The sequence below is a fragment of the Flavobacterium sp. genome, from assembly GCF_040402835.1.
In the GTDB taxonomy this organism is placed as follows: domain Bacteria; phylum Bacteroidota; class Bacteroidia; order Flavobacteriales; family Flavobacteriaceae; genus Flavobacterium.
Genome location: NZ_JBBALW010000008.1, coordinates 23,539 through 35,601 on the forward strand (window position 1 = coordinate 23,539; position 12,063 = coordinate 35,601).

11 protein-coding genes are annotated in these 12,063 nt (G+C 33.8%); 6 read left to right on the top strand and 5 right to left on the bottom strand.

What is annotated here, in order from left to right; genetic code table 11:
* The first annotated feature begins 1 nt into the window (after position 1).
* On the top strand, positions 2 to 364 hold the full coding sequence (locus AC9UEH_RS04165) for a hypothetical protein (RefSeq protein ID WP_509528729.1): 363 nt from the start codon (positions 2 to 4) through the stop codon (positions 362 to 364).
* A 1-nt stretch (position 365) separates the two neighbouring features.
* Here AC9UEH_RS04165 and AC9UEH_RS04170 read toward each other — a convergent pair whose 3' ends face one another.
* The gene (locus AC9UEH_RS04170; RefSeq protein ID WP_509528732.1) at positions 366 to 980 is read right to left on the bottom strand and encodes a deoxynucleoside kinase; all 615 of its coding nucleotides are present in this window, start codon (positions 978 to 980) and stop codon (positions 366 to 368) included.
* On the bottom strand, positions 980 to 1,771 hold the full coding sequence (locus tag AC9UEH_RS04175) for a hypothetical protein (protein ID WP_509528734.1): 792 nt from the start codon (positions 1,769 to 1,771) through the stop codon (positions 980 to 982). The genes AC9UEH_RS04170 and AC9UEH_RS04175 overlap by 1 nt, the downstream gene beginning before the upstream one ends.
* Before the next feature lie 170 nt (positions 1,772 to 1,941).
* Here AC9UEH_RS04175 and AC9UEH_RS04180 point away from each other — a divergent pair, with 170 nt between their 5' ends.
* The 5 genes from AC9UEH_RS04180 (at position 1,942) to AC9UEH_RS04200 (ending at position 8,158) form a co-directional block, all read left to right on the top strand.
* A complete protein-coding gene (locus tag AC9UEH_RS04180; protein WP_509528736.1) occupies positions 1,942 to 2,862 on the top strand; it encodes a GLPGLI family protein in 921 nt (306 codons plus the stop codon).
* A gap of 28 nt (positions 2,863 to 2,890) precedes the next feature.
* Positions 2,891 to 3,727, top strand: a complete 837-nt coding sequence (locus tag AC9UEH_RS04185; protein WP_509528739.1) for a GLPGLI family protein — start codon at positions 2,891 to 2,893, stop codon at positions 3,725 to 3,727.
* Positions 3,728 to 3,749: 22 nt separating this feature from the next.
* Complete coding sequence (locus AC9UEH_RS04190; protein WP_509528741.1) at positions 3,750 to 6,470, top strand: carboxypeptidase-like regulatory domain-containing protein; 2,721 nt, start codon at positions 3,750 to 3,752, stop codon at positions 6,468 to 6,470.
* Positions 6,471 to 6,553: 83 nt separating this feature from the next.
* Entirely contained in the window at positions 6,554 to 7,642 is a 1,089-nt protein-coding gene (bioB, locus tag AC9UEH_RS04195; RefSeq protein WP_509528743.1) for a biotin synthase BioB, read from the top strand.
* A 63-nt stretch (positions 7,643 to 7,705) separates the two neighbouring features.
* Positions 7,706 to 8,158, top strand: a complete 453-nt coding sequence (locus AC9UEH_RS04200) for a regulatory protein RecX (RefSeq protein ID WP_509528878.1) — start codon at positions 7,706 to 7,708, stop codon at positions 8,156 to 8,158.
* A gap of 385 nt (positions 8,159 to 8,543) precedes the next feature.
* Here the strand turns inward: AC9UEH_RS04200 and AC9UEH_RS04205 are convergent, their stop codons facing one another.
* The 3 genes from AC9UEH_RS04205 to bioD all read right to left on the bottom strand — a co-directional run bounded on the left by AC9UEH_RS04205 (position 8,544) and on the right by bioD (position 11,908).
* Positions 8,544 to 9,698: a beta-ketoacyl synthase N-terminal-like domain-containing protein gene (locus tag AC9UEH_RS04205; RefSeq protein WP_509528746.1), complete on the bottom strand. Its 1,155-nt coding sequence runs from the start codon at positions 9,696 to 9,698 to the stop codon at positions 8,544 to 8,546.
* Positions 9,699 to 9,986: 288 nt separating this feature from the next.
* A complete protein-coding gene (gene bioA / locus AC9UEH_RS04210; RefSeq protein ID WP_509528748.1) occupies positions 9,987 to 11,288 on the bottom strand; it encodes an adenosylmethionine--8-amino-7-oxononanoate transaminase in 1,302 nt (433 codons plus the stop codon).
* Positions 11,285 to 11,908 carry a dethiobiotin synthase gene (gene bioD, locus AC9UEH_RS04215; protein WP_509528749.1) on the bottom strand — a complete coding sequence of 208 codons (624 nt, stop codon included), beginning with the start codon at positions 11,906 to 11,908 and terminating at the stop codon, positions 11,285 to 11,287. Before bioD ends, bioA begins: the two co-directional genes overlap by 4 nt.
* Positions 11,909 to 12,063 lie beyond the last annotated feature (155 nt).

The window sequence follows — 12,063 nt, forward strand, 5'->3', positions numbered from 1 at the left end:
AATGGATTCAAAAACATTTATAGCACCCATAAATGCCGATTTATTGCTGAACGAAGCTTCAAAAGATAATTTATATTTGAAATTAATTGAACAAATCAATAAAGATTTCAATTTGGCAAACGAAGCAATTGATTTTCCAATTTCAATAGACCCTGAGGAATTAAAAGCACAATTACATGGAAAAATATATCGATTAATTCAATACAAATTTGCGGAATATCTCAACTTACTATATATTATCGATGTTCCCGAAGACCAAATTAAAAAATTAAACGGCTCCGATTTAGTACTCTTAGCCGAAGAAGTAGCGTTCTTGATTTTAAAAAGAGAATGGATGAAAGTTTGGTTCCGAAATAAGTATTAGACTAAAATAACCCATTCAATTCAGCGTCAATTCTATTAATAATCATTCCTAAATCTTCAGGATTATTAACGAAATCAATATTGTCAACATCAATTATTAACAGTTTTCCTTTTGAATAGGAAGTAACCCAAGCTTCGTATCTTTCGTTCAAACGATTTAAATAGTCAATAGATATTGTATTTTCATATTCACGACCTCGTTTGTGAATTTGAGAAACCAAATTTGGAATAGAACTTCTCAAATAAATAAGCATATCCGGCGGCGAGACAAGTCCTTCCATTAAATCAAAAAGCGAACTGTAATTTTGAAAATCACGATTGGTCATCAATCCCATGGCGTGCAGATTGGGAGCAAAAATATGAGCATCTTCATAAATCGTTCGGTCTTGAATAATTTTTTTACCGCTTTCACGAATTTGTAAAACTTGTCTGAAGCGACTGTTTAGAAAATAAATCTGCAAATTAAACGACCAACGTTCCATTTGATGGTAAAAATCATCTAAATACGGGTTGTCAACGACGTCTTCAAAATGAGGTTCCCACTTGAAATGCTTTGCTAACAAGCGCGTTAATGATGTTTTTCCTGCTCCGATATTTCCTGCTATAGCTATGTGCATTATGGTATTATTATTTTATAATTCTTAATTTGTCGATTTGTAAAAATAGATAAAATTTGGTCTTTGTATGTGAAAAATTCAAAGCTTTTATTAACATTTTGAACTTCTTCGGTTGTATTTAATTTAAAGTCTTGAAAATACAAGTGTTCCCCTTTTGAAAAAAGTAGCAATTCGGAATTTAGTATTTGGATTTTATCAAAATCAGAGACTTTTCTGAGTAAGGTAATTTTTCCGTAAATATCACACGAAAACCAATTTAATTGATTGTCAACCCATTGAAATGTATTGAAATCAGATTCGTAGTATTTGAAGTTTCCTTGAAATGAAGTAGTTATGGATTTGAAATCACCATTTGAATAATTGTATAATCCAAGTTTTTGTGATAAAGCATCGAAAAGCCAAAGCTTGTTTTGAGATGCAATTCCAATAGCTGCTGCAATTATAGAACTATTTTCATTAGAGAAATTGATTTTTTGAATCTCATTCAATTGGTTGTCTAATAAAATTACGGAATTAAAATCTTCATAAAAAAGAACAATTTTCAGTGGATTTTGCAAATCAATTTTGGTGATTTTACCTAAAGAAAGGTTTTTATATTGCCATAATTGCGACTTATTTTTCTTGAAAAAAACATTGTTTTCTAGGTAAAATAAATTTGATAAAACATCAATTCCCACAAAAGTGCTCCCGGAAATAGATTGAGTTGAAACCAATGTAGCGTTTTTTATTTGCCCTTGAGCTGCGCAAATAAAAAAGAGTACTAAACCAAATAGCCGAAGTTGTTTTTTCATAAAAAGCTAAATTACGATTTAACTTTATAGATGTGATAATTTTTGGATTTATTTTTAACAAAATATTTGTAACATTTAACCTCTTAATTCGTCATATTTGCAATCGTATAATTACTATTTTTATCAAAATTTAGTAAATAGTTTAACAAACAAGATAAATAAACCAATTTATGTTAAGAAAAATAATTTTATCAGTAGCCTTTAGCGCAGTTTCATTTTTACAAATACAAGCGCAAGAATTTCAAGGAATGGCAGTTTATGAGTCAAAAACAAGTACTTCTGATTTCAAAACCAGAATGGAAGGAAACAAAGAAATGACTCCCGACATGCAAAAAATGATTGAAGAGCGCATGAAAAAAATGTTTGAAAAAACGTTTATTCTGAACTTCAACAAATCGGCTTCAATATATAAAGAAGAGGAAAAATTAGACGCACCAGGGCAAGGTGGCGGTGGCGGTGGAATGAGATGGATGAGCTCGATGACCGGCGGTGGCGGTACCAACTTTAAAAACGTGAAGGAAAAAACCTATTCGGTTGATAAAGAATTTATGGGAAAAGAATTTTTGATTAAAGATTCTTTGCCAAATTATGCTTGGAAATTAGAAGGCGAATCGAGGTTAATTGGAGGTTATAATTGCTTCAAAGCAACTACAGTTCGACCAGTAAGTCAATCTGATTTTAGAAATTTTAGACCTAAAAAAGAAGAAAAGAAAGCGGAAGAATCTAAAGATGAGGCTAAGAAACCAGAAGGCGAAGCGAAGAAAACCAACTTTATGGACGGCTTCGAATTGCCAAAAGAAATAACCATTACGGCTTGGTACACCCCTGAAATTCCAATTAATCAAGGGCCAGAAAATTATTGGGGATTACCTGGCTTAATTTTAGAAGTGAATGACGGTAAAACAGTTGTTTTATGTTCCAAAATTGTTTTAAATTCTAAAGAAAAAGTAGAAATTAAAGCGCCAACCAATGGCAAAGTTATTTCTCAAAAAGAATACGACGACACCGTAGTTAAAAAAATGGAAGAGTTCCGACAAATGAACCAAGGAAGAGGCGGAAATGGTGGAATGAGAATGGGAATGGGGCGTTAATTAACAACCCTTAAAATCAATAAACCAAATGAAAAAACTTCTGTTATTATTATTCGTTACTTCTTTGTCTTTTTCACAAGAGTTTCAAGGAAAAGCATCTTATTTTTCTAAAACAATTTTTAATGATAAAATAAAAGTTGAAGATTCTGGATCTAAGAAAGAGATAGATCCAGCAATGGAAAAAGCATTAAAAGAAGCATTAAAAGCCGCTTCTGAAAAAAGCTATTTGCTAACTTTTAACAAGTCAGAGTGTGTTTATGAACAAGAACAACAACTCGAAAAACCTAAAGCTGCATCGAGTGGAATGCAAATTTCAGTTAGTTTTTCTTCAAGTGAGGGGAAAAAATATATAAATGCCAAAAATAAAACAAGTATTAACGAGGACGAAATTTTTGGTAAAGAATTCTTAGTAGTGGAGCCTATTGAAAAACCAGATTGGAAATTGGTTGATGAATACAAAAAAATAGGAGATTATACTTGTTATAAAGCTAAATTGTTGGTTCCAGTCTCAGATAAGCAGAAAAAAGAATACGAGGAGTTTCTTAAAAAAGAAGCAATAAAATCTTCCTTATTCAAAATGGAAGAGCCTAAAGATAAAATTATTACTGCTTGGTATACTCCAGAAATACCAGTGAGTTTTGGTCCTAATAATTATTGGGGGTTACCCGGTTTAATTTTAGAAATTAACGAACCAGAACTAATTATCCTTTGTTCCAAAGTAGTGTTAAACACAAAAGGCACCACAATTAAAGTTCCTAATAAAGGGCAAAAGGTATCTCAAAAGGAATTTGACGCCATTCAAAAAAAGAAATACGACAGCATGAAAGACGATGACGGTGTAATTATTTTTAAAACAACCAACTAATTTATAAAACAAAAAAATTTCAATGAAAAAATTCCTACTATTATTATTCGTTACTTCAATTTCATTTTCTCAAAACATAAAATTTGAAGGTTTTATTCAAGATGTTGGAAAATCACCATTAGAAATGGCAAATGTAATGGCGGTAAACCAAGTTACAAAAGCAATGGATTCCTACGCAATTACAAATGATAAAGGAAAATATTTGCTGAATTTGAAACCCAATTCTAATTATATTATTAAAGTTAGTTATTTAGGAATGCAATCCAAAGAGATATCTATTGCAACAGTTGCGTCCAATGTTGTTCAGAATATTATTTTAGAATCTGGTGGAATTGAGCTTGAAGGGGTAGAAATTGTTCGCGAAATGCCCGTTTCCATAAAAGGAGATACGATAGTTTATAATGCCGATTCTTTTAAATCAGGAACGGAGCGAAAATTAGAAGATGTATTAAAAAAATTACCAGGGGTTGAAGTTAATGCCGACGGTGAAATTCAAGTGGAAGGTAAAAAAGTGACCAAATTAATGGTAGAAGGAAAAGACTTTTTTGATGGAGATACTAAATTAGGAGTAAAGAATATCCCAGCAGATGCCATTGATAAAATCCAAGTGTTAAGGAATTTCAACGATGTTTCTGCCTTGAAAGGATTAGAAAATGGCGATGAAAATATTGCGATGAACATCAAACTCAAAAAAGGGAAAAAGAATTTTTGGTTTGGAGATATGAATGCAGGATACGGAAAACAAAACAACACCAACCGTTATGTTGCTAATCCAAAGCTGTTTTATTACAGTCCCAAATACAGTATTAACTTAATTGGAAATTATAATAATATTGGCGAATTGCCATTCACCGTCCAGGATTATTTTAAATTTACGGGTGGATTTAGGAGCATGATGAGAAAAGGAGGAACCAACTTCAATGTGGCTTCGAATGACCTTGGGATTTCTCTGCTAAGAAACAACCGTGCCAAGGAAATTGAAACGCAATTTGGTGCAACCAATTTTTCATACAACGTGACCAAAGCTTGGAATTTAAGCGGATTTGCAATTGTTTCTAAAACCCTTACCGATTTAGAAACCGTTTCTCAAACTAATAGAACGGATTTAGGAGGGCCATTTGGAACTTCAAATACCTACCAAAAAACGAAAGAATTGACGCATCAAATAAGTAGTTTAGGGCTTTTTAAATTTAGCTCCAGTTACAAACCGAGTACCAAACTACAATTTGATTACGATGCATTACTGAAAAATTCTAAGCAAGACGAAAACAATAGTTTATTTTCTCAATCATCGGCAACAGCAACGAACGGAACTCCTCCAGCCATTCCCGACCAAAATATTGCCACTTTCAAACAGCAAAATCCGATTACCTTAACCCAGAATTTGAGTTTATATTACACTAAAAGCGATAAAAGCGTTTACGATGTAGAAATCCAACATTTATACCAAGCTGAAGACCCTTTTTATAATGCAAATTTAGTTCAGAATCCATTTCCGATTTTAGGATTGCAAACTCAAAACCAATACAATATCAATCAAAACCGTTTTGTAAAAACAAACAAATTAGACGCTAAGGTCGATTACTATTACATGGTAACTCCTAAAAGCAATATTAATTTTACTTTTGGAAATACCTATTCGCTTCAGAATTTTAACTCCCACATTTTCCAAATTTTGGACAATGGAACCAATAACGACTTAAATTCTGCTGATAAAAATAATACTATTGGCTATTTTTTTAACGATGCATTTTTAGGACTGCATTACAAATTTATTGCAGGTAAATTTACTTTTAATCCAGGGTTTTCTGCCCATTATTACAAAACGTACAACGAGCAATTAGGAACAAAAGTGGACAATAATTTTTACCGAGTTTTACCCGACGTCTATGCTTTATATCAAATAAAAAAAGCAGAAACTTTAACTTATAATTATTCAATAACTACTGATTTTACAGATATTAATAAGTTAACCGCTGGATATACTTTCACAAACTATAACTCTTTATTTCAAGGGAATAGAAATTTAGAAAACGCATTGTCCGAGAGTCATTCCCTGCGTTATTTTAAATACAATATGTTCAATTTTGAGAACATTTCTGCCAATGTGAATTATACAAAACGATTGAATGCCGTTAAATCAAGTGCCGTTTTTACAGGAATAAATCAGGCTTCAACTGCTATCAATTCCAATTTTGCCGACGAATCTCTTTCTGGAAATGCCAACTATGGAAGGTCATTTGCTAGAAATTATAAAGCGTCAGTAAATTTAGGATTGAATTGGTCTAAATTTAATAACATTCAAAATGGTAATTTTATAACAACGGAATCTTTAACTCAAAATTACACATTAAAACTAGCTACTAATTATAAAGATTTACCCAACTTAGAATTAGGATATTCTATTTCAACAAATGATTACAGCGGAACCAAGTTTTATACTAATACGCCTTCTGCAAAATTGGATTATTTCTTTTTAAAGAGTTTCTCTTTTGTGTCAGAATATGAATATTATCATTACACCAATAACAAAAATACCGTAAATAACGAGTATGCATTTTTAAGCGCAAGTTTAATTTATCAAAAAACGAAAGACAGCAAGTTAGAATACAAAGTGGCAGCGACCAATTTATTAAATACAACCTCTTTAAACGACGATAGCTTCTCACAGTTTTCAACAAGAACGGCACAATACACTATTCAACCGAGGTATATCATTTTTAGTTTGAAATACAATTTATAGAGATTTTAACCTCGATATAAATGGCACAAAATTGATTATTTGCAACAATTTGACTACTTTTGGCACAATATAAAAATGCTATTATGAGTATTGCTAAACACAATTGGACGAAAGACGAAATTATCGCTATATACAACAAACCTATGATGGATTTGCTTTTTGAAGCAGCTTCTATTCATAGAAAATCACACGATCCAAATGTGGTTCAGGTTTCAACTTTATTATCAATCAAAACAGGTGGTTGCCCAGAAGATTGTGGCTATTGCCCCCAAGCGGCACGCTACCACACCGAAATTGAAGGCAATGATTTAATGTCAGTTAGCCAAGTGAAAGCCCAAGCTTTAAGAGCAAAATCGAGTGGCTCTTCCCGAGTATGTATGGGTGCTGCTTGGAGAAATGTTAAGGATGGTCCAGAATTTGACCAAGTATTAGAAATGGTTCGTACCATCAATAAATTGGACATGGAAGTGTGTTGCACTTTAGGAATGATTACTGAAAATCAGGCGCATCGTTTGGCAGAAGCGGGTTTGTATGCCTACAATCACAATTTAGATACCTCAGAAGAATATTATAAAGAAGTGATTTCAACACGTGGTTTTAAAGACCGTTTGCAAACTATTGAAAATGTTCGTAAAACAAATGTTACCGTTTGTAGCGGTGGAATTATCGGAATGGGAGAATCAATAGAAGACCGAGCAGGAATGCTTGTGGCGCTTTCTACATTGAATCCACAACCAGAATCGGTGCCCATAAATGCATTAGTTGCGGTTGAAGGAACGCCAATGGAGGAAGAAAAACCTGTTGAAATTTGGGAAATGATTCGAATGGTGGCAACTACAAGAATTATTATGCCAGAAACGCAAGTTCGTCTTTCAGCAGGAAGAATGAATATGAGCCGTGAAGGGCAAGCGATGTGTTTCTTTGCTGGTGCAAATTCTATCTTTGCTGGCGATAAATTACTTACAACTCCAAATCCAGATGTAAATGATGATATGAAAATGTTTGAAACTCTCGGATTAGTGGCTCAAAAACCGTTCATTAAAATCATGCAACCTACCACCGTAGAAGCAGCCGATTCTCAATTTCAAGCGTTGGGCGAAAAGCCAAAATGGTCACGACCAGGACATAAAATTGAAAAGAATCTAGAAGCTTCGGGAAAAGGAAGCGCATAATTTGCTCCTTAACTAAACTAAATAAATCCTTTGGAACCTAATTCTCACAGAACGTATTCCGTAATGGAAGCTCAAAGCAAATTGGAGAATTATTGCGCCTACCAAGAGCGTTGTCACAAAGAAATAGTTGAAAAACTGCGAGGAATGAATATGATTCCACAAGCAATTGATTTAATTATTGTACATCTTTTAGACCATAAATACCTCAACGAAGAGCGTTTTGCGTGCAGCTTTGCAAGAGGGAAACACCGCATCAAACATTGGGGGAAAATCAGAATTGTGAACGAGTTGAAGTTTCGTAAGATTTCACAATATAATATCACAACAGCATTAAAAGAAATTACCGCAGAAGAATATAATACCACTTTTCATACTCTTGCTGATAGACAATGGCAGAATACTCGGGAAACCAATACTATCAAAAAACGGAAAAAATTCTGTGACTTTCTACTTCGAAAAGGATTTGAAAGTAATTTGATTTATGAAAAAGTGAAAGACTTGGAAGGGAGGTTATGAGTTATAAATTATGAATTATGAATTATTGGAAACGGCTCATCTTTATAACTTTAGACGTTTTTTTATTAACCGCAAAGGGCGCAAAGATTTACGCAAAGTTCACAAAGAAAAAGAGTATTTCTGTTTTGTCAATCTGAATTTATTTCAGATTCTGTTTCATTGAGATGCTGAAACAGGTTCAGCATGACAATATCATGAGTGGATTTATTGGTGTTAATTCGTCCCGATAGCTATCGAGATTCTTCTTTACATTCCGACTTTTTTTAGTCTCACTTCTCGTAGTCTATTATCTATTAGTCTAATTTTTTAACCGCAAAGTGCGCAAAGATTTACGCAAAGTTCACAGTCTTTCATCTTTTAATCTTTTATCTCACATCTAAAGAACTTACAAACTCAACAAAATACTCACCGCATTTCCACCAAAACCAACGGCATTTACCAATATTTTTTTTAAAGGTTTCTTTTGGAATTGTGCTTCCGCAAATGGCACTCCGATAAAAATTTGCTTTTGCAACATCAAAATTGCCATTTCAATGCTCAACATTCCTGAAGCTCCAAAGGTGTGTCCAATTTTCCACTTATTGGTAGTCAATAGAGGAAGGTTGTCGCCAAATACTTTTTGAATTGCTTTATATTCTGTCAAATCCCCTTTTATAGTTCCCGGCGTGTGCATTACAATGGCATCAACTTCTGATAAATTTGTAGTTTCTAATGCCATTTTCATTGATTTTTGAAAACAAGTCGCCTCTGCTGAAACAGAAACATTGTGTTCTAAAATTTCCGTTGCATAACCGATTCCTTCAATAAAAGCGATAGCATTTTCTTTTTTACCAATTTCTAAACAACAAACGGCGGCGCCTTCACCTAGAATCAAAGTGTTTTCCTTTTTTTCTAAGTCGAAAGCACGACACGGAAATTCATCATTATTCTTGGAATAAATTTTCAACGCCTTCATTTGAGCAATCGTAAAATCGGTCAACGGGGCTTCACTTCCGCCAACTAAAAATTTATCTGCCATTCCTGCTTTAAGCCAAGCAACGCCATTTAGCAATGCGTGCAATGCGGTGGAACACGTAATAGAATGCGAAATTTCAGGACCTTGACTTTGCAAATCGTGAGAAACCCAAGAAGAAATATTTCCAAGAGTTGTAGTTGGAGAAGCTAAAGTTGCTACTTTTCCAGTTTTTATAAAATCAAGATGGTGCTTTTCAAACAATTCAGTGGCGCCTCGAGAAGAACCAATGTTAATTCCAAAAGTATCGCCCGTTTTCCAACCCGCATCAATTGTCGCTTTTCGAGAAGCTGCTATTGCAAATAAAACAGAATTGTCTAACGCTTTGTATTTTTGATCTGAATTTTTTAGTGTTTCAATTTCCTGTTTTGAATCCGCATCTAATGGCGCCACAAGTGCATTTTGAGTTCCAAAAGCAGTTGACACAAAACAATGTTGATTGGATTGATAGTTATTCCAAATAGAATCTTGATTGTTTCCTAATGCAGAAAGAGAAGCGATGGCGGTAATAGAAATTGTTGTTGGCAAAGGGTTTTAATTAATTATGAATTATAAGTTATGAATTATAAAAACTTAACCGCAAAGGTCGCAAAGTTTTTCGCAAAGGTCGCAAAGTTATAAATGAATTATGAATTCTTAAATCAATTATGAATTATAAGTTGTGAATTATGAATTATTGAAAAAGGCTCAACTTTATGACTTTAGATTTTAGACTTTGGACATTCGACTAATTTTAAATCTATTATCTCTTTGTCTATTATCTTTCGTCTTTCGTCTTTCATCTCTTCGTCTTTTATCTCTTTGTCTTCATAAAAATCAAACTATCTCTAAAGCATTCTCAACCACATCGTAAATTTTTTGTAATTGGCTATCTGTGATTATATAGGGCGGTAAAATATAGACTATATTTCCAACAGGGCGCAAAACTATTCCGTTTTCAATGAAAAAATCATAGAGTTTGTTACGCAAAGTACCGTAATAACTCGCTTGGCTTTCCGTTTTTATTTCCAATGCAAAAATGACTCCCAAAACGCGAGTTGTAGTTACTTTTGGATGTTTTTCAATGTGTTTTTGAAAGACCAAATGACTTTGATTTACTCGTGCGATTTTGGTTTGTATTTCTTCCGTTTGCAATAATTCCAAACTCGCCAAAGCAGCTGCACAACCCGTTGGATTTGCAGTAAATGTGTGCCCGTGAAAAAGTGCTTTATTGATATCATCGCTATAAAAAGCATCAAATAAATCTTGAGTGAACGTGGTAATTGCCATTGGAATTGTCCCGCCCGTCAAGGCTTTTGACAAGCACATCATATCGGGTTGGGTTTGCAAATAATCGCAGGCAAACGTTTTTCCCGTTTTTCCAAAGCCTGTCATTACTTCGTCGGCAATGGTTAAAACGCCATTTTCTTGACAAATTTTGATTAATTTATCTAACGCTTCTGGGGCATACATTACCATTCCAGCAGCTCCTTGAACTAACGGTTCAAAAATAAATCCTGCACAAGAATTGTTTTTTATGGCTTTTGCCAATGCTTGAAAACTGGCTTCTTCCTGACCTTTTATTGGAACAGGAATCCGAACAATATCTATAAACATTCCTTCAAAAGCTTGGGTGTAAAATGAAATTCCACTTGCAGCCATTGCGGCAAAAGTATCTCCGTGAAAGGCATTTTCAAAGGCAATTATGGTAGTTTTCTTTTCTTCTTTATTGAAAAAATATTGCAAAGCGACCTTTATTGCCACTTCAACAGCGGTTGATCCGTTGTCAGAAAAAAAGATTTTATTTTGATTTTTTGGTAAAATTTCAATTAGCTTTTCAGATAAAACTACGGCTGGTTCGTGCGTAAATCCTCCAAATAAAACGTGTTCCAATGTGGTTAATTGCTTGTAAATAGCATCGGCAATAAACTTGTTGGAATGCCCAAAAGGATTGACCCACCAAGAGGCAATGGCATCAATATATTCCTTATTGGAATCGTCCCAAAGCAACGCTCCTTCGCCTTTTACAATTGCAATTGGCGGTTTTGAAGTTTTGTGTTGGGTATAAGGATGCCAAAGATAGTGACCGTCTCTTTCGGTAAGCCCCCTAACCCCCGAAGGGGGAATTGAATTACTCATAATTCTATTTTCAATACGTTATCTCGAAACAAATCGGCATATTCTGAAATTACATTTTGATCAAAATACGGTTCTTCCTCAATTCTACCAATGCATTTTAGTTGTGTTGTATTCAAAATTATGGTTTCGGTAGGCAGATTTTCATTTCCATTAAAAATAATTCCTGCAATATGTATTCCTCGATTTTTCAACGCTTCAATTGTCAATAAAGTGTGGTTGATGCTTCCCAAATAATGGCGAGAAACGACAATCACTTTATAATCCGGTTGAATTAAATCGATGACAAAATCGGTTTCATTTAAAGGTACAAATACACCGCCAGCTCCTTCAATAACAAGATGATTGGCTGTTTTTGGTTCAATTATATGTTTTAAATCTATCGTAATTCCGTCCAATTCAGCTGCTAAATGCGGACTTACGGGCGTGTTAAGTTTATAGCTGTTTTCGTGGATAACCGATTTGTCATTTGAAATATAGCGTTGGATTTTATGACTGTCTGAATTGTTTAAATCACCGGCTTGAATGGGTTTCCAATAATCGGCTTCAAGCGCTTCGGTGATAATTGCTGAAGCGATGGTTTTGCCTACATTGGTTGATATTCCTGTTATAAATATTTTCATAGTTAAAATTTAACCACAAAGGTCGCAAAGTTTTTCACAAAGATCGCAAGGAAAAAATCTATTATCTCTTTGTCTATACTCTTTTCGTCTTCTTTAACCACAAAGGTCGCAAAGTTTTTCACAAAGATCGCAAGGAAAAAATCTATTATCTCTTT

Coding starts and splice junctions, on each gene's coding strand:
- AC9UEH_RS04165 (WP_509528729.1), top strand. CDS start 2: ATGGATTCAAAAACATTTATAGCACCCATAAATGCCGATTTATTGCTG.
- AC9UEH_RS04170 (WP_509528732.1), bottom strand. CDS start 980: ATGCACATAGCTATAGCAGGAAATATCGGAGCAGGAAAAACATCATTA.
- AC9UEH_RS04175 (WP_509528734.1), bottom strand. CDS start 1,771: ATGAAAAAACAACTTCGGCTATTTGGTTTAGTACTCTTTTTTATTTGC.
- AC9UEH_RS04180 (WP_509528736.1), top strand. CDS start 1,942: ATGTTAAGAAAAATAATTTTATCAGTAGCCTTTAGCGCAGTTTCATTT.
- AC9UEH_RS04185 (WP_509528739.1), top strand. CDS start 2,891: ATGAAAAAACTTCTGTTATTATTATTCGTTACTTCTTTGTCTTTTTCA.
- AC9UEH_RS04190 (WP_509528741.1), top strand. CDS start 3,750: ATGAAAAAATTCCTACTATTATTATTCGTTACTTCAATTTCATTTTCT.
- bioB (WP_509528743.1), top strand. CDS start 6,554: ATGAGTATTGCTAAACACAATTGGACGAAAGACGAAATTATCGCTATA.
- AC9UEH_RS04200 (WP_509528878.1), top strand. CDS start 7,706: ATGGAAGCTCAAAGCAAATTGGAGAATTATTGCGCCTACCAAGAGCGT.
- bioA (WP_509528748.1), bottom strand. CDS start 11,288: ATGAGTAATTCAATTCCCCCTTCGGGGGTTAGGGGGCTTACCGAAAGA.
- bioD (WP_509528749.1), bottom strand. CDS start 11,908: ATGAAAATATTTATAACAGGAATATCAACCAATGTAGGCAAAACCATC.